At 44.3% G+C, this 22,259-nt stretch carries 24 protein-coding genes; 10 read left to right on the top strand and 14 right to left on the bottom strand.

The window, feature by feature from the left end; all coding sequences use genetic code 11:
• Positions 1-13: 13 nt before the first annotated feature.
• Both R7Z77_RS10095 and R7Z77_RS10090 read left to right on the top strand, forming a co-directional pair.
• Complete coding sequence (locus R7Z77_RS10095; RefSeq protein WP_005385211.1) at positions 14-553, top strand: cytochrome c oxidase assembly protein; 540 nt, start codon at positions 14-16, stop codon at positions 551-553.
• A 51-nt stretch (positions 554-604) separates the two neighbouring features.
• Complete coding sequence (locus R7Z77_RS10090; RefSeq protein WP_213967840.1) at positions 605-1,489, top strand: cytochrome c oxidase subunit 3; 885 nt, start codon at positions 605-607, stop codon at positions 1,487-1,489.
• Positions 1,490-1,513: 24 nt separating this feature from the next.
• Here the strand turns inward: R7Z77_RS10090 and R7Z77_RS10085 are convergent, their stop codons facing one another.
• Positions 1,514-1,750 (bottom strand): DUF2909 domain-containing protein, encoded by a 237-nt coding sequence (locus R7Z77_RS10085; RefSeq protein WP_005375504.1) that lies wholly within the window; start codon positions 1,748-1,750, stop codon positions 1,514-1,516.
• On the opposite strand from R7Z77_RS10085, the gene R7Z77_RS10080 reads away from it, so the two are divergent.
• The 4 genes from R7Z77_RS10080 to cyoE are packed head-to-tail and all read left to right on the top strand — an operon-like array spanning position 1,749 to position 4,989.
• Entirely contained in the window at positions 1,749-2,540 is a 792-nt protein-coding gene (locus R7Z77_RS10080) for an SURF1 family protein (RefSeq protein ID WP_169644602.1), read from the top strand. The two genes, R7Z77_RS10085 and R7Z77_RS10080, sit on opposite strands and share 2 nt — an antisense overlap.
• The gene (locus R7Z77_RS10075) at positions 2,530-3,066 is read left to right on the top strand and encodes a cytochrome oxidase biogenesis cluster protein (protein ID WP_318136649.1); all 537 of its coding nucleotides are present in this window, start codon (positions 2,530-2,532) and stop codon (positions 3,064-3,066) included. Before R7Z77_RS10080 ends, R7Z77_RS10075 begins: the two co-directional genes overlap by 11 nt.
• An 11-nt stretch (positions 3,067-3,077) precedes the next feature.
• Positions 3,078-4,097 carry a COX15/CtaA family protein gene (locus R7Z77_RS10070; protein WP_017635865.1) on the top strand — a complete coding sequence of 340 codons (1,020 nt, stop codon included), beginning with the start codon at positions 3,078-3,080 and terminating at the stop codon, positions 4,095-4,097.
• A complete protein-coding gene (gene cyoE, locus R7Z77_RS10065; protein ID WP_213967841.1) occupies positions 4,090-4,989 on the top strand; it encodes a heme o synthase in 900 nt (299 codons plus the stop codon). Before R7Z77_RS10070 ends, cyoE begins: the two co-directional genes overlap by 8 nt.
• An 82-nt stretch (positions 4,990-5,071) precedes the next feature.
• On the opposite strand, the gene R7Z77_RS10060 is transcribed toward cyoE, so the two are convergent.
• Together R7Z77_RS10060 and R7Z77_RS10055 are read right to left on the bottom strand one after the other, a co-directional pair.
• A complete protein-coding gene (locus tag R7Z77_RS10060) occupies positions 5,072-5,545 on the bottom strand; it encodes an FKBP-type peptidyl-prolyl cis-trans isomerase (RefSeq protein WP_054578695.1) in 474 nt (157 codons plus the stop codon).
• A gap of 13 nt (positions 5,546-5,558) precedes the next feature.
• Positions 5,559-6,191: a thiol:disulfide interchange protein DsbA/DsbL gene (locus R7Z77_RS10055; protein ID WP_005375635.1), complete on the bottom strand. Its 633-nt coding sequence runs from the start codon at positions 6,189-6,191 to the stop codon at positions 5,559-5,561.
• 282 nt (positions 6,192-6,473) lie between these two features.
• Between R7Z77_RS10055 and R7Z77_RS10050 the strand changes: the two genes are divergently transcribed.
• Entirely contained in the window at positions 6,474-7,100 is a 627-nt protein-coding gene (locus R7Z77_RS10050; protein ID WP_025768460.1) for an OmpA family protein, read from the top strand.
• A gap of 191 nt (positions 7,101-7,291) precedes the next feature.
• Here R7Z77_RS10050 and R7Z77_RS10045 read toward each other — a convergent pair whose 3' ends face one another.
• The 4 genes from R7Z77_RS10045 to R7Z77_RS10030 form a co-directional block, all read right to left on the bottom strand.
• Positions 7,292-7,651 carry a glutaredoxin family protein gene (locus R7Z77_RS10045; protein ID WP_054574391.1) on the bottom strand — a complete coding sequence of 120 codons (360 nt, stop codon included), beginning with the start codon at positions 7,649-7,651 and terminating at the stop codon, positions 7,292-7,294.
• 111 nt (positions 7,652-7,762) lie between these two features.
• Positions 7,763-8,305, bottom strand: coding sequence for a hypothetical protein (locus R7Z77_RS10040; protein ID WP_017635869.1), 543 nt, complete (start codon positions 8,303-8,305; stop codon positions 7,763-7,765).
• Complete coding sequence (locus R7Z77_RS10035) at positions 8,292-8,837, bottom strand: YaeQ family protein (RefSeq protein WP_005375627.1); 546 nt, start codon at positions 8,835-8,837, stop codon at positions 8,292-8,294. The genes R7Z77_RS10040 and R7Z77_RS10035 overlap by 14 nt, the downstream gene beginning before the upstream one ends.
• Positions 8,838-8,926: 89 nt before the next feature.
• The gene (locus R7Z77_RS10030; RefSeq protein WP_005375625.1) at positions 8,927-9,136 is read right to left on the bottom strand and encodes a cold-shock protein; all 210 of its coding nucleotides are present in this window, start codon (positions 9,134-9,136) and stop codon (positions 8,927-8,929) included.
• Positions 9,137-9,501: 365 nt separating this feature from the next.
• On the opposite strand from R7Z77_RS10030, the gene R7Z77_RS10025 reads away from it, so the two are divergent.
• The 3 genes from R7Z77_RS10025 (at position 9,502) to R7Z77_RS10015 (ending at position 12,667) form a co-directional block, all read left to right on the top strand.
• Positions 9,502-9,798, top strand: a complete 297-nt coding sequence (locus tag R7Z77_RS10025; RefSeq protein ID WP_017635870.1) for an alternative ribosome-rescue factor A — start codon at positions 9,502-9,504, stop codon at positions 9,796-9,798.
• Positions 9,799-10,000: 202 nt separating this feature from the next.
• A complete protein-coding gene (locus R7Z77_RS10020; protein ID WP_054577116.1) occupies positions 10,001-11,443 on the top strand; it encodes a diguanylate cyclase domain-containing protein in 1,443 nt (480 codons plus the stop codon).
• 333 nt (positions 11,444-11,776) lie between these two features.
• Positions 11,777-12,667: an RNA polymerase sigma factor RpoD/SigA gene (locus R7Z77_RS10015; protein WP_017635872.1), complete on the top strand. Its 891-nt coding sequence runs from the start codon at positions 11,777-11,779 to the stop codon at positions 12,665-12,667.
• A gap of 26 nt (positions 12,668-12,693) precedes the next feature.
• Here the strand turns inward: R7Z77_RS10015 and R7Z77_RS10010 are convergent, their stop codons facing one another.
• The 7 genes from R7Z77_RS10010 to R7Z77_RS09980 form a co-directional block, all read right to left on the bottom strand.
• Positions 12,694-13,068, bottom strand: coding sequence for a hypothetical protein (locus R7Z77_RS10010; RefSeq protein ID WP_005375619.1), 375 nt, complete (start codon positions 13,066-13,068; stop codon positions 12,694-12,696).
• Positions 13,069-13,173: 105 nt separating this feature from the next.
• Complete coding sequence (locus R7Z77_RS10005) at positions 13,174-15,312, bottom strand: ATP-binding cassette domain-containing protein (RefSeq protein ID WP_213967842.1); 2,139 nt, start codon at positions 15,310-15,312, stop codon at positions 13,174-13,176.
• Entirely contained in the window at positions 15,309-16,895 is a 1,587-nt protein-coding gene (locus tag R7Z77_RS10000; protein WP_053303763.1) for an ATP-binding cassette domain-containing protein, read from the bottom strand. The genes R7Z77_RS10005 and R7Z77_RS10000 overlap by 4 nt, the downstream gene beginning before the upstream one ends.
• Positions 16,885-18,309, bottom strand: a complete 1,425-nt coding sequence (locus tag R7Z77_RS09995; RefSeq protein WP_318136648.1) for a TolC family protein — start codon at positions 18,307-18,309, stop codon at positions 16,885-16,887. Before R7Z77_RS09995 ends, R7Z77_RS10000 begins: the two co-directional genes overlap by 11 nt.
• Complete coding sequence (locus R7Z77_RS09990; RefSeq protein WP_054577120.1) at positions 18,284-20,515, bottom strand: response regulator; 2,232 nt, start codon at positions 20,513-20,515, stop codon at positions 18,284-18,286. Before R7Z77_RS09990 ends, R7Z77_RS09995 begins: the two co-directional genes overlap by 26 nt.
• A 3-nt stretch (positions 20,516-20,518) precedes the next feature.
• Positions 20,519-21,868: an HlyD family type I secretion periplasmic adaptor subunit gene (locus R7Z77_RS09985; protein WP_064354597.1), complete on the bottom strand. Its 1,350-nt coding sequence runs from the start codon at positions 21,866-21,868 to the stop codon at positions 20,519-20,521.
• Positions 21,869-21,877: 9 nt separating this feature from the next.
• Positions 21,878-22,246 (bottom strand): hypothetical protein, encoded by a 369-nt coding sequence (locus tag R7Z77_RS09980; RefSeq protein ID WP_031777210.1) that lies wholly within the window; start codon positions 22,244-22,246, stop codon positions 21,878-21,880.
• Positions 22,247-22,259: the final 13 nt, after the last annotated feature.

Genomic DNA, 22,259 nt, shown 5'->3' with positions numbered 1-22,259 from the left:
TGGGGTGAGTGACATGAAACCGAATCCATCAAACAAGAAGCTCACAGTGAAGTTGCTTTTGGCGACCCTGTTAATGTTTGGCTTCGGCTATGCACTGGTCCCACTTTATGACGTGATGTGCGACGCACTGGGAATCAATGGAAAGACAAGTGAAGTAGCCGCCATTCAACCGACAGGTATGCAACCGGACATGAGCCGAACTGTTCGCGTGGAGTTTATGGCTCATGTCAGCCCAGATATGCCTTGGGAGTTTAGACCCAAAGTGATTTCGATGGATGTTCACCCAGGTGAAGTCGTACAAACCGAATACCTTGCATTTAATGAAAGCGGGCAGAAGTTGGTGGGGCAAGCCGTTCCTTCTGTTTCTCCCGGGACTGGAGCTGCTTACTTCAATAAGATTGAGTGTTTTTGCTTTAACCAGCAGCCTCTGGATGGTAAACAGCAAGCTCAAATGCCGTTGATTTTTTATATCGAACCGGACTTGCCGGAGTCTATACACACGTTAACGCTGTCTTACACACTCTATAAACTTCCCCCTCCTACAGGCTCTTAGCCACTCAGGGAGAGAGATACAGACCAAGGTTGGTCAGTAAGGAGAGAAATTATGAGTAACAAGCCAGGAACATATTATGTTCCCGCTCAAAGTAGCTGGCCGATCATCGGTGCATTTGCTCTGTTTTTGGTTGCTGTTGGCGCAGGCATGACCGTCCAGGGGACACAAAGCGACGGTGTAGTGGGAACCATTGGTGGCATTGTGCTAGCGGTGGGCTTCTTGTTCTTGCTTTACATGTTGGCTGGTTGGTTTAGTAATGTGATTACTGAATCACTGAGTGGAAAATACAGCTCGCAAATTACTCGTTCTTTTCGCCAAGGAATGAGCTGGTTTATCTTTTCTGAAGTGATGTTTTTTGGTGCCTTTTTTGGTGCCTTGTTCTACGCCAGAATGATTTCTGTGCCTTGGTTAGGTGGGGCAGATAATAAATTCATGACTAACGAAGTCCTGTGGCCAACCTTCGAAGCGATGTGGCCACTCACACTGACACCGGGGGGAGAAACAACACAAGCTATGCCGTGGCAGGGCATACCCCTTACCAATACTATCTTGCTGCTATTGTCGTCTATTACGCTACATATGGCGCATATAAGCCTTGAACAAGACAAAAGAACGGCACTGATTGTTTGGTTAGAGATAACCATCGTACTTGCTGGCTTTTTCCTATATTACCAAGCGGTTGAGTATGTTCATGCTTATCAAGACATAGGGCTCACGTTGCAGTCCGGTATTTACGGTAACACGTTCTTCATGTTGACGGGGTTCCACGGTTTACACGTTTGTCTTGGGACTATCTTCTTGATCGTGCTGCTGTTCAGAATCGCTAAAGATCACTTTTCGCCAAAGAACCATTTTGCCTTTCAAGCGGGCAGCTGGTATTGGCATTTCGTGGATGTGGTTTGGTTATGTCTGTTTGTGTTTGTTTACGTACTTTAGGCGCACTGTGAACTCTTGGTTCGACTAATAAGGGCGAGGGTTTGGTGCTAGCCAACCCGAGCTGAGCGCAATAAGCAAAAGGACGACCACCAAAGCGGAGAACATGACTCGACGGCCTAAGTAATGACTCATGGGTTTGTCTCTTTTTTCAGGATTATCTGGGTCTTCACGAACCATTTCGATAAGCGCTTTTGCGAGGTTGAAGATAATGAAAAGCAGCAAAAGGACAAGCGTCAGTTTGAATAGAAATACGGTGGACATGGCACCTCCGGTTTCATCATTGTTGTTATCAAGACAATTATGGCTATCGAAACGGTTTTGGGTTGCAGTTGGTTTAACTGTGGTTGTGTTTTCTCTTTTGGTCAAACTGGGTTTTTGGCAGTTTGAGAGAGGGCAAGAAAAACAAGCATTGGAACAAGCCATTCTCGCGCGTGCGGATAGTGCGTACCAAGCACTAAGCGTCGTTCTTGAAGACAACGACTGGCGAGAGGAAAGTATCCTCGGGAAAAAAGTGGAAGTTAATGTTGTTCCTCAGGCGTTTCCCGTAATTTTGTTAGACAACCAAACGCATAAAGGCAGTGTGGGATATTTAGCATTTCAGATTGTATTGACGAGCGATGAGCCTAGTGCCTATGCGTTATTGGAGCTTGGTTTTGTCGAGGGAAGAGCAGAACGCTCAGTGTTACCAACGGTCACCAAACTCGATAATTCGACTTTCATCACAGGACGCCTGTACCGAAAATCTACTAATCCACTGAGTTCAGAGTTAATGCCGGAAGTTGGCGATGTTATTCGCGTGCAAAACCTAAACATCGCGCAATTGAATCAGCTACTGAATATTGAACTTATGCCCGCAGTCTTGCAGCCAGACAATTTAACTCGTTGGCCCTATGACTTTCCTTGGAATCCATTGCCACTCAATAGTGCCAAACATTTTGGCTATTCGATTCAATGGTTTTCGATGGCAGGTGTTTTCTTATTACTGACTTTAATTGTTTTTGTTCGTTGGCAAAAAAAGTTGCGTCACATGGAGGTGAAGCATGACATCTAAAGTAACCAAAGGACGACTAATGTTGATTGTGCTGGTTTGTACGTTCGCGCTTCCCGCTGTCATTGCAAAAGTCATTCTCACACAAGGGTGGTATCAAAGCGGAGTGACCAATAGAGGCGAGTTAGTCGAACCATACACGACGTTAGAGCAACTTGGTCAAGAGTCACCTCTCAAAGACCATGGTTGGCAACTCGCTTATGTATTGCCTAACGAATGCACTGAAGAGTGTAAACAGCAGCTTTACCTGCTTCAGCAAAGCCATGTTGCTTTAGGTAAGTATCAAGAGCGAGTAGTGCCAGTCGTTTGGCAGACTGAGCATTCAGATCCCATGGAAGTATCGATGTTAGCGATGCAAATGAATGAATTGGTTACCTCTAAAGTGAAACCTGGGCAAATGTTGATCGTTGATCCTCTTGGGCAGCTGGTGATGTCTTACTCGCCGAAACCAAATGAGGACTTAGTCCTATTGAATAAAGGTATGTTGGCGGACTTACGCAAGCTCTTAAAACTGTCACGAGTCGGTTAGAGGAAGTGCATATGAAATTAATTCAGTTGGTGAGATTCAGTTTGCTCCTAACTCTCGTGGTGATCATGTTAGGGGCATATACTCGCCTTTCAGATGCAGGGTTAGGTTGCCCGGACTGGCCTGGTTGTTATGGGCACTTTTCTGTGCCGCATCAAGAAGAAGACGTCATACGTGCTAACCTGAACTTCCCCGAGCGGGCAGTAGAGCATGAGAAAGCATGGCTTGAGATGATTCATCGCTATTTTGCAGGAACGTTAGGTTTAGTCATTTTTGCGATGGCAGCGATATCAGTAAGGTCTGAGCGTGTAAATTCAACCATTCCGATGTTGCTAAGCGTATTGGTGATTGGGCAGGCACTTTTGGGAATGTGGACAGTTACTCTTAAATTAATGCCCGTCATCGTGATGCTTCACTTGCTCGGTGGTTTTGTTTTATTGGCGTTACAGGCGATTTTTTACTGCCAATTAAAAGCGCAAAACAATCTCTATTTCTCTCCATCTTCTAGCTCTCTGAGAGGCTTTTCATTGTTGGTTTTCCTGGTTGTTTTGGTGCAAGTGCTCCTTGGAGGATGGACTTCGTCAAATTATGCTGCGCTGATGTGTACCACACTGCCGATTTGTGAGGGAGACTGGATGAGCCATCTCTCATGGAAAGAAGCGTTTTCTTTCTGGCAAACTGGATTCGAGAATTATGAATTTGGTGTCTTGGAGTATCCGGCAAGAATGACTATACACGTCACTCATCGTATAGGCGCTATTGTTACCGCCACCGTGGTATTGGCTTATAGTATTGGGCTTATGAGGCAAGATTCTCATCATTCACAGAGAATTGGAGGGTGGTTGTTATTCACTCTGGTGTGCCAAATTATGCTGGGTGTAAGCAACGTAGTATTTCAACTTCCTATCTATGTCGCGGTGGCGCACAACCTTGGTGCCGCTGTTATGTTGAGTCTCGTTTGTGTTAGCCAGTTTTACTTGTGGCAGGGTAAAACGGCTTGGAATTACACCGCGAAAGGAGTTCGCTATGAGTAAAGAAATCGCGCTGTCGTTAAATGGGCGAAAGCGACTAAGTTCCGTTTATTTGAAGTTAACGAAACCTAAAGTGGTGGCGTTAATGTTGGTGACGGCAGTAGTAGGTATGAGCTTAGCCCCGGTTGATGATTTCCCCTGGTTGCAGGCGGTAGTTGGCCTAACGGGGATTGGTCTGATGGCAGGGTCTGCGGCAGCGTTTAATCATCTAATTGACCGCCGAATTGATGCGAGAATGGCACGTACACACAAACGACCATTGCCATCGGGTGAGACTAAACCATCATCGGTGATAGCCTTCGCTACAGTTTTAGGTGTCTTAGGGTTTGTACTTCTCTATGCGATAGTCAACCCGCTGACGGCATGGTTGACTTTGATGAGTTTGCTCGGCTATGCGATGGTATACACAATGTACCTCAAACGTGCTACGCCCCAAAATATCGTCATTGCAGGGATTGCCGGTGCGATGCCGCCTCTTCTCGGTTGGACTGCTGTAACAGGGCAATTACATGCGAATGCCTGGCTGCTCGTAATGATCATTTTTATCTGGACGCCACCACATTTTTGGGCTCTGGCTATTCATCGTGTCGAGGATTACCGCAAGGTAGATATTCCCATGCTGCCAGTGACACACGGCATTGAGTACACCAAAACTTCTATTCTGTTGTATACGGTGCTATTGACTTTGGTTTGTGTCCTACCGGTTTTGGTTGGTATGGTCGGCGTGGTGTATATTTTTGCCTCACTACTACTCAATGTTGGCTTTATGTACCATGCATGGAAGCTAAAATATGCACCAGAGCCAAATACCGCGATGGAGACGTTTAAATTCTCTATCTATCATCTTTTGGCGTTGTTCATTGCATTGCTTTCGGATCACTATATTGGTTTTTAACCTTTCTTAAAACAGAAAACGCCGCGTGGTTCGCGGCGTTTTTGGTTTTGATACTTTGGTTTTAAGACAAAGTTTTCTAGATTTATTGAATTTCTAGCAGTTCAACATCAAAGATCAAAACACTTGCTGGTGGAATTGGGCCTGAGCCACTCTTACCATAGCCAAGCGTGCTTGGTACGAAAAGGCGGATTTTCTCACCCTCTACCATGTATTGTAGACCTTCTTGCCAGCCTTTAATGACTTGGTTAAGACCAAATGAAATAGGCTCACCACGATTAACAGAGCTATCGAATATCGTGCCATCAATCAAGGTGCCGTGGTAGTGTACTTTTACTTTACTTGTTGCAGTTGGGTGAACCTCACCTTCGCCTTTTTCAAGAACCATGTATTGAAGGCCACTTTCTGTTGTGATAACGCCTTCTTTTTTCGCATTTTCTAGTAAGAATGCTTGGCCTTTGGCAAAGTTTTCATCTGCTACTTTATGGTTTGTCCAAGTACGGTAAATGAAAAAGCCCGCCAAAATAAAAATAATAAGAGGAAACAAAAATTTAGACACGTAATCTCCTTGTCTATTTAGGTTGTTTTAGCAAAAAGTTGATGGTTTCTGCCATGGCTTCAACGCTGTCATGACCACCAGTAATCACTTGATATTTTCCGTTTACGATAAAGGCTGGAACGGAGTTAATTTGGCCGCGAGTCGTGATCGCTTCTGCCTTAGTGATGTACTCAAACAGCGTTTTTTGCTGTGCTTCATCTAAATGGTAAGGGCTGATAAGGTTGCGAGACTCAAAGGCTTTCTCTACGGCGATTTGGCGTTCCTCAGCCGTTGCATCGGCACCCATTTGCACAGCAGTAAAAAGATCCGCCATAAACGCTTTATCTGGTGTTGATTCAAGCTGCATTACGGCAGTATAGAAGATGATGGCGCTCACTTGTGCACTTTCATTGAACGTTACATGCATTTTTTCAACGCTTTGATCGGTCAATGATTCAATTTGAGGGACAAACTCTTCCATTGAGCGGCAGTGGCCACAAGTTAAAGAGAATGCTTCAGTCAGGGGAGCTAAATCATATTCTTCAAGGGATACTGGCAAAACTTCGTATTGTTTGCCTTGCTGAGGCTGACTCTTGCCGCTATCGCATGCCGACAAAGCCATTACGGCAACAACAACAGCAAAGCCTTTCGATATGGTTTTTAACATAGTAGTGCTCTAAATGAGAAATTTGCGTTAGTTTATCGGTTAACGATAGTGACTAAAACCATTAAATAACAATAAAGTGAGACCATTGGTAACAGACTTTGCCTGACGTATGGACTGTAAGGGTAGGGTATTTTAGTGTTGCGTTTTATTTGAGAGATGATTTTGCATTGACTCCAGTGGCATGAACGCTGCATAGACAAACCAGTCGGTGGACAAAAGCGCTAAAGATTCGGCGTGTTTTGTCGACACAATGAACAAGAGTTTTTCTACGTTGGTAATGGTATGAAGCATTGGTTTTTAATTGTTTGTGGCATTCTGGCCGGGTGCAGCAGCCTCGATCAAGATATGGTCCCTGGTGGGAACATTTTAGATACAGCTCCTAAATCAAACACTGAGCTGAGACACCCAGAGTGGGGATACCCGAGCGCATCCAATGTGGCTTCTTCCCCTCGTTCATATCAAACGGCGAGGGCGTCAGTAAAAAAGTCGCAAAACGTGACCTCTCTGGAAATGTTCCTGAGCAGGCATAACATTCCTCACGAGACGCTCAGTGGTGGTCACCTGATGATACGTTTGAAAGAGCAAGTGCATTTTCAAACGGGTTCTGCACGGTTATCTGCTCAATCTCAAGACTGGATTCGAAACATTGGTCACTATCTGGCTGGAAGAACTGATGTTGATGTCGTGATTGATGGTCATGCGGATAGCACGGGAGCTGAAAGCTTCAATGACACGCTATCTGAAAAGCGAGCTCGTGAAGTAGAAAAACAACTATTGGCGACGAGTATTCCACGTCAACGAGTGTTTTCTAGAGGCTTCGGGGAGTATGTACCGAAGTGCAGCAATGCGACAGCGAGTGGTAAAGCTTGCAATCGGCGCGTAGAGCTAACATTGATCGTGGATGAATAACGCAGACGTTAGGCGGTAATCTTCGTTGTGTTGTTCTTGCATACCCGTTATTTGCTTAGTGGAGTTTAAGTTCGGAGTTGAGCAAGAAGACTGAATAAGGAAAGCTCGCACGGCAACATCTAGCTAGAAAAAATAGAAAAGAGGCACCGTTAGGTGCCTCTTTTACATCCGCCAATGTTCATAGGGGGAACTTAGGCAAATTCTTTTTCAACGTAAGCGACGATGTCAGATGACTCGTATAACCACTGTGTCTCGCCATCTTTTTCGATACGAAGACAAGGGACTTTAACTCGCCCACCACATTGCTCTAGTTCAGCTCGATGAGTCGGGTTATTTTTTGCATCACGTAGCTCAATGTTCACCGATTGACGCTTCATTGCACGGCGGACCTTTACACAAAAAGGGCAGGCTTCAAATTGGTAAAGTGCGTATTGTTTCGCTTTTTCATCAATACGTTGCTGTTCTTCTGCGGTGCGCTTAATACCACGAGGTGAGAACACCGCGTTCAGCAATAAGATAACCTTGCCTAAAATCCAACGGATAAACTTCATAATGATCCCTTGATGTTCATTGGGTAATTGTCCTTTAAGAATGCAATCATGATGCTTGTTGCACTGGACGTGAAGTCTATCAGTTGTTTGAAATGGATAAAACCATGTATTTTATGCGGAAAATAGACGTTTAAACCAACCCCAAAAGCCACTTGCTGAAGCCGGACGGGCTTCTTTACCTTGATAAAAACTTTGCATGAGTTCGGTTCTGAATGCATCAACGTCCATGCGTTTCATGACAAGTTCGTGCTGCAATGTATTTTGAGTCTGCTCGGCATGATCGTGCGCCAAGCTGAAATCCATATTTAAATAGCCTTGCGTGTATAACCAAAGGTGGGTGACTAAGATTAGGTCTTCAGCAGATTGGTTAGTAAACTTATCCGCGTGCTCATTACCCAAGGAGTCAGTCAGAACTTGCTGCATACGCTGGGTAGAGTGAGCATGTTGCTCGTAGTTAGCACTTGCTTCAATATGTGATTTGGTCAAAAGGCCAAGCAGGTGAAGAGTAGGTGCTGTTGTGGGTTTGTTCTCACAAACTTTTGTAAATAGTTGTGACTGTTCTTTTAACCAACGCCGCTTTGCTGCTTTATGTTCTTTAACAAAGGGGATTTCTTCAAATCCCATCTCTTGACTCAGTTCACTAAGAGACGTCATGGTTTTTTAGTTCCTTCACCGTTACTTCGATATGTTGATCATTGATATCAACAAAAATTGAGCTGCCAGTAATCATAACAGAAAGGCTAGTACCTCGGTCAAGATGCTGACAAATCAAGTCGATAGCGTCATAGTCAAAGCTCTCTACGTTGACGGGAAGCATTGAGAACTTTCCTGACATTTTGTCCCACCAGACAGCCGCTTTGGTGTTATAAGTGTAAACTTTTACATGCTTTGCGAGGCGAGAAGCTTTCTTAATTCTGTCTGGTTCTGGTTCGCCAATTTCAATCCAGTGAGTAATGCTTTGATCATCGCCAACATGCCATAAATCAGGCTCTTCAATCGTAGAGAGTCCTTTTGTAAACTCCAGATTGCTTTGAGCATTTAAACAGTAAGCTAGAATGCGAGCCAACATTCGTTGCGGCTTTTCAGAAGGATGAAGGGCGATAGTTAGATTTTTAGAATCGTAATAGTCATTATTCATATCGGAAATGGCGATACGAAATTTGTAAATGGTTGGTTTAAGAGCCATAGATTTATATCGTTTTGTTGGCAAAATAAGTTTTAGGCAAAAAAATAGCCAGCTTTAAAAGCTGGCTATCGTATCAAATTCTTTAAGAATTAAAGTACTTTGATTTGCTCTGCTTGAGGGCCTTTTTGACCTTGAGAGATAACAAATTCTACTTTCTGGCCTTCAACTAGAGTACGGAAGCCGTCACCAGTGATTGCAGAGAAGTGAGCAAATACGTCAGGACCGTTTTCTTGTTGAATGAAACCGAAGCCTTTAGTTTCGTTGAACCACTTAACTGTGCCAGTAGCTGTGTTAGACATGTCTATTTCCTAAATATCTAAATAATGTAATCTTTCGCCTCAACGGCGCTTATAGCGTGGAAAAATAAATTGCTATTGCGTACCACAGGACGACGGGTTACAAGTAATCCAACGAAATGTGAAAACAAAGAACTTTCTTTCTAGCCGTGTTTGAGTCTAGGTTAATTCCACGAAGAGTCAACATATATTAGTGCTTTATGGACAAATATTTGTATTTAGTCACTATTTAACCAGCATGTTTTTGATTAAATTTCAAATAAATGACGGTGATGTGAAGTTTTTTAGCATAAAATTCAACTAAATCTATAAATTTGACTTATTTATATAATTATTGTCCAATCTGGTTCGACCATTAAGGAGGATTTATGGCAAAGCGTAAAATCAGTCCTCAACCGAGTGGCTCACAACATGAGACCGACTTCGGCAGAGGTGAAATCAAAGACAACGCGTTAAAAGCGGTTGTTACCAGTCAGCTGTTCCAAACACGAGTCGTTAAAGCGAAAAAAGGTAAAGGTAGCTTCAGCCGTAAAATGAAGCATAGAGGCAAAGAGCCCTATTCAAAGTTCTCCCCAAGGTGGATTTTGAATAGGGCTTTTTTGTTGGTACTAGGTGTTTGCAAAACTGATGATATTCAATTTTTAGTACCAGATAAGTTTTCCTAATTTATCATGTACTGCTTCAACTGCTTCAACTGCTTCAACTGCTTCAGCGAACTAGGCGTTGAAAGTACCAATTAAGTACTAAAACTTACTAAGTTAGATTCATATCAATAAGCGTCACTTCCTGTCTTATGCAACTCTACTATATCTTTAGTCTAATCAAACAGCCGAGATTATGGTTTAAAAAGACTGGTGAGAAGTAGGTATGTCATCGACGAGTTATGGTACTTATGGTTGCAAATGTAAAAAAGCGTGTGCTTCTTTATTACTACTGTGGCTGTCCATTTGTCCGATGGCGCATGCACACAAGTCAGAGTCTCATTCTTTAATTGTTGCTAACTCCAAAGCGTGGAAGCCGTTCTCTTACCTTAGCCCAGATGGTGAACCTAAAGGTATTTTAATCGACTTTTGGAAAGAGTACGCGGCGAACAACCAAATCGACGTTCAGTTTCTCCTTTTGGATTGGGATGCTTCTTTACAAGCCGTAAAAGAGGGTAAGGCTGACTTTCACGGAGGACTTGTCTACTCGCCCGAAAGAGCGAAGTATATGGACTTTGGCGCAGTCATAATGCCTATCCAAACCAAACTGTACGTAAATAAAGATGTACTTTCGGTTGATATCAGGAGTGTTTTAACTGGCGAAATGACGCTGCCAATTGGCGTTGTTAAAGGAAGTTACGAGTCTGAGTTTGTTCAGACGAATTATCCGAATGCACCTATCGCAGAATACATTAACAATGATTCGATGATACAAGCCGCCGTCGATAAAAAGGTGCTGTACTTTGTTGCAGACCTGCAAGTTGCTAACTTTTATATGGCAACCACGCCGGGAGCGGGTATGTTTGTCCCGACAATTAGCTTATATAGTAAAGATCTTCGGATTGCAGCAGGAATGCACAGTGCAACTTCCATTTTAGAGGTATCACGAGCGTTTGAAAAAGTCATCGATACGGATCGTGAGCGGATCCTCACCCGTTGGAGTGTGGTGAAAACGGTTTATCCACTTTATCTTTTCCCTATTGCTATTTTCATTATGGCGGTCGCAACGCTTTATCATATTTTTGCTCTCAAACGTATGGTTGCTCTTCGGACAAGGCAATTAACGATTGCCAATCAGCAATTGCTGGAGATGACGTTGACGGATTCTCTCACAAAGCTATACAACCGTAGACACCTGATTGAGCAATTGGCGCTACTGAATCATTTGAAGCGAAACTTAACGGTGATGGTGTTTGATATTGATGATTTTAAATCAATCAATGATCGATATGGCCACCTTGCTGGAGACCGAGCAATAGTTGCCATCGCAGAAGCCGCTAAGTCGATGACTGATGACCGAATGACATTGGCGAGAATTGGAGGAGAAGAGTTCGCACTCGTTACGTCGTCTCTGTCAGAGCGAGAAGCGCTCAATTTTGCCAATATGCTTTGTAAAGCCGTTTACGATCAGCCTGTTATACTGGGCGGACAAGCAATTCATTTGAGTATCAGTTTGGGCTGTGCTTACTATCCTGAGTTTACCCACATCGTGAGCTTGCAAGATGCTGACGACTTGATGTATCAAGGTAAGTCTGAAGGAAAGAATCGTGCAGTTTTCCAAGTTATAACAGACTGTCAGCTTCAACCTGCGCTTCGTCAAGTGAATTAGGTCTCGCTAATTCAACTGATACTTCAAACCATCCTCAAGCCTCAAAGGTTTAGTCAGAGTAACGTGGTAAGCGTTGACGATTACGTTGCGTTGTTTTCTTTGAGGCCAATTTGCGTACAAATATTCGCACTTTCATATATATAACCCCCCACCTGCTCACGTTTTTATCATAGAAGCAGTAATTGTTTTAAAGTGATAAGCGATTTCTTGGTAAAGATCAGAACCCCTGTCTACACTCAGTGTAAAGTAATGCATATAAAGCATGATGCATACGGTGTTGTACAAAAACAATTAAAGAAGATAAGAAATAAGTTGGCTTGAGAAGGACGGGGAATGAACAACGAATGCTTTGCTAGGTTCCGAGCTGTCACGGATGAACTGTCAATGAAAGAATCGTTGTCAGTTGGGAAAGACCCTTATGCTCACTATCTCAAAGATATTGTGGGGATTGATTTGTTGTCTCGTGAAGAGGAGTTGCATTACGCCAAACTTAATCGAGCTGGTGATGAAGAAGCGCGCGAAATGTTGATTGAGTCTAATCTTCGACTTGTTGTGAAAATCGCAAAAGGCTACCTCAAACGGCCAGGCAATAACTTTACTCTGCTCGATTTAATAGAAGAAGGTAACATTGGTTTGATAAAAGCGGTCGATAAGTTCGATCCTGAGCCAGGCTACCGTTTTTCTACTTATGCGGTATGGTGGATTCGCGAGAATATAGAAGCGGCATTAATGAACAATGGCCGCACGGTACGTTTACCTGCTCATGTGTGCAAAGAGATAAATAGCCTGGCTTTAAAAAAGCTCGATGCGTCAAAAAGTGAGAGCAAGGAGTTGTCTATTTCTGAACTCTCACGCTGCTCAGGGGTGAAAGCAGAGCGTATAGATGAACTTGTTGCTCTTAGTGGTTTTATTGATGTATCGACCACTGCGGACCTTCATCGTGTTCCATTTGTTCTTGAACTGTGTGAAAGTGAGTATACGCCAGATCCACAACAAGACTGTGAAAATCAGTGCTTTACTCAAGCTATTGAAAATATTATTAAAACCTTGCCAACTAAGTTGCAGAAAGTCTTAATCCATCGATTCGGATTATTTGACCAGAGAGTGAAAACCTTGTCGGAAATAGGCCTGTTGTTAAACGTGTCTAACGAGCGTGTTCGTCAGATGCAGATAGAGGCGGTTGAACGCGTGCAGAAACGTCTCCGATTCGATGGTTGGGTTTAAGATTTTTAGCCCCTTATCCTAGCCGATTAATTTACTGGCTTGCTACTCTGTTCTTCCGTAAGTAACAGCAGCTCAAGCTGTGCTTTAGCTGCTGCCTCCAATCTCCATACACTCAATAATCGGTTAAGTGCTGCGCGATAAGTACGACTTTTGAGTAAAAAAGCGAGCGTACTTGTGTAGTTGTTTACGACTTGCGCTTGTGTCTCGACTAATGCGGTTTTGTTTTCGATGTCGATGTGTTGAAGGTTAAAGTCAGGAAGAAACGCACACTCATACCATACCTCTACAATTTCACGAATTTCGAGTTCTTCTTCAGGCACGTCAAAGTCTTGTAACTGGTAGTTTTCTGGTATCGTTGATAAATAAACCACATCCAATTTGTCTGCAACAAATGTATACATCGGATTCCTTAGTGTACGCGCTTACAGAGTAAATAGTCTCATCGTTTACATTTTTGTCAATGACCGTGCTCAATTATGAATGATGAACCACACCACATTCCGAACTTAACTTAGACTTTTTAAGTACTTATCGGTTAACCCGAAATATTTCAGGTTGCCATCTGGCTCCAAGACTAAGCTCATGTTGGATGTAGAGATCATGCCCGAATCATTCGTTGAGAAAATAACGGTCTTATTGAGTAGTTTGTCGCTGAATAACCGCTTGAAGTAGTGCGAGTTTTCTTGCTCAGCACCATTAAATGGCTCGTCAATGATAATCAAAGATTGTTCGCAGTTACCTAGCCCTAATGCGAGCCGCAGTCTTTGTTGAATACCATTTGGTAAACTTTTACAGATATCAACGCTCAATTGAGTGTCCAGGCCTTGTGGCAACCATGTATCGAGCTCAAAGAAACTCACCATTTCACGCATTTTTTCTGTTGGGATTAACCCATTATGCAAGATGAAGTTAGTCTCCAAGGAGCCTTCAAAAATATGCAGGTTAAACGGGATGTAGTTAATCGAGGTTCGATAGCGGTAACTGTTGAATTGTTTGATGTTATAACCGTCCACCGAAACTGAGCCTTGATAGCGTTCCTCTAGCCCAGCGATAATAGAAATGAGCGTCGTTTTACCGCAACCTGTTGGTCCACAAATCACAACTTTTGCGCCCGGTGGAATTTTAAAACCAAGATTAGTTAAGCCTGTTGCCGCACCACTATAACGATGGCTCACACCAGAGCCGACGATACTACCTTGAAATAGGCGAATAGGGGGGCTTTTCTCTAACGTTAGCTTATCGTCATTCATCGCCATAAGGTTGTTGATTTGCGCAGAAGACGCCTTAATGGATTGGAACTTAGAAATAGAGTTGTAGATGCCCATAATAGGCCCCAACGCCTTCCAGACTAAAATTACGGTAGCAAGCATTGCACCTGCATCGGAGGTGCCGTCCATCACGCCGATAACGGCCGCGACGATACTTGCGGTACCAATAACCTGAATCAAACTCCCGCCTGCTGCCTGAACCCTGCTATTAGTCACTGAAACATGTTCTGCATCGTTGGTGCTTTGTAAATGCGATGCGCTAAAGCGGGACTGGATAACACGCAATAATGGCAAGCCTTGGATGGTTTTTATACCACGAAGAATCTCATTCCATTGGTAAGAAACCATGGCGTTGGCGCGAGAGCTCTTGGACGTGGCTTGCGAGTAGATGTAACGAGAATAAACACAGAACACCAACATTAGAATCAACCCCGCCATAACGACTAGCGCTGCGGTACCAGACATAAGAGCAATGGCAATAATGAATACGATAACAAACGGCATGTCGAAGTAGCTTAATGTTGACTCTGCGGTTACCAAACGGCGGAAAGTGTCGATGTCTTTCAAACGTGCTAACTGAGAAGAGACACCAGCGGTAGATGTCATCGAATAAGGAAGCCACAACAGTTTGGATATTACGTTTTGAGAAATATGCACCGCCAAATCCTTCCCTGATGTGGCGATGATGTTGACCCGCATTTTCTTGAAAAAGTATTCCGAAAACCCAACAATCACGGCAAACAACGTGAGCCAATAGAGCGTGGCTTGCGAGCTAGACGTCAAGGCGAAGTTGTACACACTCATAATAAAAAAGGGCTGGAGTGCGCCGAGAATACTGACCACGAAGCTGAGGATAATCAGGCTCTTGAGTTCATTGTTGTAGCGATAAAACGCGTATTTAATCCAGTTACTGCGGTCTTGAGATTCAGGTGGCGGCTCTCGGAACAAGCGCGAGTATTCGCTGATCGAGACCAACAAACATGGCTTCTTGCAGAGCGGGTATTCAATGGTGTTGTTATTGGTGTAATCAAACAGGATCAGTTTGCCGTCTTTGGTGCCCAAGAAAATCGCAGTGAGGTTTTCGATCTCGATAAAACAAGGATGAGGGTGCCCCTCGATGTGTTCCAACGTTTTTAATTTGGTGACGTCACAACGGTAACCAAGGCGTTCAATCGTGGCAACAAAACTGTCGCTGTCTTTTGGTTTAGGGATAAAAGCGTCACTGAGGATAGAAGGTGTGCCTTCCCATTCAAGCGCAATGAGGGTGTAAGCTAAACCACGAATCAAAGGTGACTGATTGTATCGCTCGTCATAACTGCGAGCCTCAAAGTCCAACAAGCGCTGAGGGACATTATTAAAATCAACCAAAATACTCATTGGTCACCTCCGGTAAGTTTGACGCGTTTGAGGCGATGATTGAGCTTGTCCATCTTATTGCTGACGATGATGAGTATTTTGTCGTTGGCGCGATAGGCAGTACTGGTCAAAACCAATCGAGCAAAGTCGTCATCATAAACACAGTCGATGTCGTCGAAGATCAACACACGTTTGTTCGCGAGTAAGGCACGCACCAACAACAGGGCATAAGCGACTTGGCGAGAGAATGGGTTGCGTAAATGTCCTTTAAGCTCGGTGTAAAAACCAGCGGGAAGGGCATCGATTTGTGCTTTGATGTTCATGGTTTCGCAAAGCGCAAATGCCGTGTTATTTAAGCTTGGGCGGAAACAAGTCAAGTTGTCGATGATGGTGCCTTCGACGAACGAACTGGTTTTGTCGACCATGAGCACGCTATTACGCCAGACGTTGTAGTTGACGTCATCGAGTGGTGTCTCGTTGATCTTAATGTCCAGTTTGTTGTCGGTGTTTTGCCGCGTAATGCAATTGGCAAGATGGGTTTTGCCTGCGCCGCTTTTCCCCGTCAGCAAGTAAGCCTGACCACGTTCAAACTCGATGCGTTGCTTTTCCGAATACTTCACCGAGATGCGCTCGACTTCTGTCGTATCATTTTGTTGTTCTACAGATGCCGCAAGCTCAAGCAGCTCGGCGATACGTTGAATATGAAGCTTGTTCAACTCCCATCGACTCACCGTGCGCATTACTTGCTGGTATGGCGCGAAGTAGCGGTTGGTAAGCATGATGATGGCAGCCATGATGCCTTGGCTAGATTGCATGTTGATAACTGCCGTTGCCAAAACTACCACCACACAAGCAATGGAGAGCTGTTGTATGAGCGACAAGATAAGGCTGAAGTTCGATTCAATTTGCTCGTATTTGATGTTCTCGACTTCACGCTCTTCCACCATTTGTGTCATGAGGCTCTCAACGCGATATTCCATATTGCGCGCTTTGATATCGAGTGGGCTAGAGATGATCTCGATGATTTTAGAAGTAGTTAAGCCTTCGATGTCGGATTTGTTTTCTAAGCTGTTGATTTTCTGCTTAGATAGGCTCAGTGCGAACACCGCCAAAATGATGGAGGCGAGCAAGATGGTCACTCCCGCCCAAATGTTGATCACACCGATAATCAGAATGGTCAGTATGCTGACGGCAAGGTTGATCAATGCCCGTACAGATTCTCCGCCAAAGAAGGATTTAATCTCGGGAATGGTGGCAATACGCTCTAAGTATTCACCGGGTTCTAGGCGACGAAACTTCGATATCTCAGCCAAACAGATGGATTGAAACACTTTGTTGGTTAAGTTGGTTTCGAATTGCTTCATGATCACCGACGAAATCTTCTCTTCCTGATTCTTTAAGTGATAGTCGAGGAAGATGGTGATCAAGATAATGGCAAACAGAAGAAACAGCGTGTCTTTAGCTTGGTTAGGTAAAACACGGTCAAAGATAATAAGAATCGAAAAGGGCAGCACTAAACCAAACAGTGTTGAGATGACCGTTGAGAAAGTCAGATAACACTTGTCAGCAAAGTTAATCTTTTGGGAAAAGTGCTCAGTTTGCATTGCGACCTCCTTTCTTAATCGATGGTTTAGAGAGAAGGTGTTTTGGAACTAAGTCTTGATTGCTTCTGCCTTCGATATCGCTCATCAACTGCATGATGCTTTCGATGGATTGAACCGATAGCATGCCTTTGATTTGCTCAAGATTGATCGATTCAATGATGTAGTCATAGCGCGCGCTCTCGTAATCACGTAGCGCGCTGAACAGTTTACTTTCCGCTGCCAGTAAGTCGGTAATGGTTCGCGTACCAAGCTGATAGGCGCGTTGAATGCCTTTGTAGGAAGCGTAGTTGGCACGGATGATGTTCTCGTAACTGCTGATGGCGCGGGAGAAGTCATTAATGTTGAGTACTGAGGTGTTAACGCTATTGCGCGTCGCGAACAATGAATCTTGGTACAGCAGCTCGGTTCGCTCGATGGCAGTCGACGATTTTTGATAACCGTAGTAATCCGAACCGCCGGAGAAAATTGGCACATTCAAGTTCAACCCGACGCTGGTCGAGTTACTGTCCCCTGTTGCGGTTGGGTCGGTTCGGTCATAGTTGTTCGCATCGTCGTAACGGTAACTGGCAGAGAGCGATACGGTCGGCACAAAGTTTGAACCGCTTTCTTTCAAGCCTCTTCGGCTGCGCTCGACGGTTTTCTTCGCAACCAATAAGTCGTTATTGAGCTTCAAAGCTTGTTCAAGAATCTCACGTTGTTCGGATTCGCTGATTTCATCCAAGGGAACACTTTCGTAGATGTCTTGTGATGGGGTGACTGGGTATTGAACTTGAATCTCTAAACCGTTCAAAATTACGCGCCGGTCTTTCTCTAAGGTTCTTAAGCGATTGGCAATGCCTTCTTTCTGGGCAATTACCTCATACAACTCGCTCGCCGCAGTGTTGCCAAGCTCCACGTTGCGACGCATTTGGCGTTCACGTGTTTCAGATGATTTAAGCTCGACTTTGGTGGCTTTGATTTGCGCGTTGTTTTTCAGGTACTCGAAATATTGCGTCGCGATTTCAGAAATGGTGCTCTGGATTTTGTTCTCGTGTTTGATTTCTTCAATGTTGAAATCAAGTTTCGCGGTGCCGTATTTGAAGATGTCGCCAAGGTTAAACACCGATTGCGATAAAGACACGCTGTAGCTGTTTGAGTTGTAGCTAGAACGTGTATCCGGTGTTCCCGTTAATATGGTTTCGTTTTCATTCCATGTGGTATCAGCAGCACCGTTTAAAGAGGGTAGAAACTTAGAACGGCTAATGTCGATGTTGTATTCGTTTTCTTCCACGCCTTTGTCACTAGCGCGCAGAGATAAATTGTTTTCCAAGCCGAGTTTGACCGCCTCAAGCAAGGTGGTTGCCATTGCCGAAGGAGCATTGCTCAATGTAAGCGCTGCCAATACGCAGCTAGTTAAGTTTCTGTACCGCCACATACTTGTTGATCACCTTGATGATTTCGTCGTTTTTATAAGGTTTGCTGATCACGTAATCCATTCCAGCTTCGATACAAGCTTGGTGTTCATTACTGCTGGTCAATGCTGTCGCACCTATGATGGTGCAAGGGTTTTGTCCGCTTTCTTGTTCATATTGTCGAATGCGTTTGGTTGCTTCAATACCGCCCATGCCAGGCATGATGCAGTCCATAAAAATGATGTCCGAGCGCTGATTCATGAAGTGCTGAACAGCGTCTGCGCCATCGCCAACGGTGTCGGCTTCGTATTCTTGCTTGCTCAAAATACGTTTGAGTAGAATCTGTTGAACACGGTCATCTTCCACAATCAGGAATGAGCTGTTCTCCATCTGATCTTCTGAGGCTTCCGCTTCCATGATTGCTAAAAGATTGGGGATAAACTCATACGGAATCGCAGGGGAGTTCAGAATCTTGTCGACAAAGGTATGGCTCTCTTGCGCTTGCTGAGTGCTAGTGACCGAGAGCAGCAACTTGGTGTTCGGGTGATTGCGCAGTTGCGATTTCACCGTTTTGCTCAGTGAGGGCAGCTTGTTTGGCTCGAACGTGTCGGTCAGCATGATGGCATCGTATTCGCCAAAGGTTTTTGCCGCAGAGAAGAGTTCGTTCGGCGTTCGAATTGGCGTAATCTCTAAGCCCAAGTTGACTAACATTTTGCTCATCACATCAATGCGCAGCTGAGAGTTGGCACACAGTAATAGGCGCTTATTGTCGAAGCGAGTTTTCTCGGTGTGGAAGCTTTTGGCTTTCAAATCGAGCTGAATTTGAAAACGTTCCTGATTGCCCGATTGATACCAATGGCTCTCGTAATAGCCATAATCTTTCAACACGCTTTTCGCCAAATCGTCTTTGGTTGCAGTGTGCTGTTTATGGTCGCTCCAGTGTAGGGTATTGAGCTTGGCAAGCGGCACATCCAGCGTGGTTAAGAAGTTTAGATTGATGGTCAGGCGGGTATTTTCAATGTCTGACGCCGCACCTGATTCAATGGTGACAAACAGTTTCTTGTCGGCTTTGAGTTGGATGGCATTTGATAGCTGTAGGAACAACACCCAGAATAAGCTGGTGGATTGTCCTTCAACACGGTTTGGTAAGTTATCTGAGATAAAGCAGTCTAGCTCACCTTCATTTCGCTGCACTTTTGAACTGATGTGAATCATCAATTCAGACAGTACATTCAGCAGTGAAAACTCTTTCGATTTGCTCTCGGTCCCTTGTGAAATGAGTCGGTTGTAGTTCTCTGCCAATTCAGACAGGGTATTGGCAGCCGAGGTTATATCTTGCGCCATCAACACGCCGCTCTCATCGGTCTCTTGAACGAGATATTGCACGCCGCCGTTAATGGTGTTGGTGATGCCACGAATCTCGTAACCAATCAGAGCATAGAGCTGCTTGTAGAGATCGTTATTGCGTTTTTGTTCTTCGAGTTTGCTGAAAATCAGTTTTAGGTGAGAGTAGATCTGACGCTGCTTCGGATTGATGCTCACTTCATTCAGCAACTCTTCCAACCTTTGTAAATCCAGTTGTTTGAGCTCTTGATAAAGCTCATCGAATTCTTGGTCAATGTCACGCTCATTCGAGCTGGATTTTTTCAGCTTAAGGATTGCCACCAAGTTCGATAGCACTGCGATACCAACCAGTACGACAACGACCACAAACAACCAAATGAAGAACTCGTTTTTCTCCATCATTAGGTCGCTCGCATGGTTGTTAAATATGGTCCGGTAGTTGTCGTCCATTTGTAGGTAGTTATTGGTGAGCGAGAGGTACAGTGCCAACACATCGTCGCGTGTTTTTTGGCTGTCTGAGAAGCGATTGATTGCCAGTTCAAGCTGCGTGTATTCGGTCGCGCCCACCAAGCTAAACTCGGTTTTGTTGAGTGACGCGAGCGACTTAAATTGGTCAATTTCGTCTTTCAGAACCTCAAAATCAAGCTCTGTTGTACTGCAATAACGTGCGCTTAAACAGCGTTGAAGCGTTTGAATATCAAACTCGATAGTTTGGTTGAGCTGTTGAGCTTGAACCAAAAGAGGCGCGTTTTGCACTTTCTCGACTGAATCCACTTTGTCCCAAGAGATATACAAATAAAAGGCGAGGGCAGCCAGCATCAAGCTGAAAGCAATGCTTAGGCGCATAACAGGAACGGAAATATTGTAAGAAGGCTTGCTACTCATCCATCACCTCTCATCGAATGCGTCTTCGATAGCCGACATAACCGGCTTCGCTGCGTATTCGATAACCCGGCGTGAACCTGTTTTCACGTCTGCGGTAAACTCCATATAAGGGGACAGCTTGTATTGTGTGCCTCCGCGCTCTAGATAGTTTTGACTGATTTGGATTTCCGCGAGGTAGAATTCAGCGTCTTCTTCTTCATAAGAAGAACGGCTGATCGATGCAATTCGACCTTCCAAAAATCCGTATTTGGCAAAGTTGTAGGTATCCATCTTCACTTTGACCGCTTGTCCGATTTCTACAAAACCCATGTCTTTACGCGGGATCTTCGCCTCTCCGTGAAGGGCGTTATTGATCGGTGCAATGTCCGCGATGCTTTCACCTGGCGGTATCACAGCGGAGCGGAAGTTGAAGTGCACTTTATCTACTACACCGTCAATAGGGGCGTAAACCACGAGGCGATCCACTTTATCTGAGTGTTGAGGACGTAATATACGCTTCAACTTTAAGTCCTTGTTTGCTTGAATGATTTGTGCTTGATACTCGGCATTACGATTCTCCACCAAGTCTCGGTACTGCTTCTCTAGTTTGTCGAGTTGGAAGCGCTCATTCATGACCGACTCATCAAGGTTTTCTATCTCACGCACCATGTTTGACTCTTGAACCTGCATATTCAGAACATCGACGTAAGACGCCATTTCCTCTTTGTACAAGGTGTTCTTAATATTGAGCTGCTTGCGTATCAAGGAGAGCTGGTTCTCGGAGCTTTTACGGCGCTTGAGCATTGAATCAATAAGCGAATTCTTATGTTGGATATCGTGAGTGATCAACTCTTCATTGGAACGGTTTTTAGAAAATTCTTGCTGCCAGGTATTCATGTTGACTTGCACTAATTCTGGGTACTTTTCGATGTAGGCAGAAAAATCGGGTTCCAACATATCGCGCAGGCTTTCGTAACGAATCTTGTCTAGCTCTAGCTGAATGATCTCTGTGTTTACCGTATCGAGTTGAGTGTTTCTATCCAGAGAGCGAAGGCGTGCAATAGGCTGACCTTCGTAAACTACTTCGCCTTTGCGCACTAGCATTTCTTCTAGAATACCGCCTTCAAGGTGTTGCACTTTTTCGATGTCAGATTCGAGCAATAGCTCACCGCGCACCGACACCACAATGTCGATACGAGCCTGAGATGCCACGGCGATAGCCACCATGGAAAGCAAAAAGATAACCAGCAAGGTTTTGTGTACGCTGGTCATTGCACTGGCTAGCACGATTGTATCGTCTGTTGTTACCTTCGAAGCTTCGTTGTTCGAAACGAGCGCCTTTTTGAGGTGATGTTCTATTTGCTTATTACTCATGAGCCACCCCTACGATTCACTACCTGTGCGGCTATCGATTGAATTTTCGATTTTTAACAGCTGGCTAATTTGTTTGTTTACGTTGTTAAGCTCGGTTTTAACGTCCTCAATCAATTCATTAGGAGCAGGGAAATGGTGTTTGTTTAAGTGTTCAAGCTTTGCCAATTTTGGTGGTAAGTCGTCATCACATAACAAGACGAGAATGGTCTTTAGTCTTTTTGAATAACATCTGAGTGCTTCAAAACGGTTTTGTTTATGCAGCATCTCAATATCAATCCCTGCGTCACTGAAATCTTGGTAAAAATCGCCTAATAGCAATTGCAGCCCTTTATGGCTGTTGTCGACTGAGCGCAACAGATTTGTCATATTTATCATTATCCCACCGCACTAA

The sequence above is a fragment of the Vibrio sp. 1401 genome, from assembly GCF_033340295.1.
Note: the sequence above shows the minus strand (reverse complement) of the source record. Positions and strands in the feature narration are given on the sequence as shown.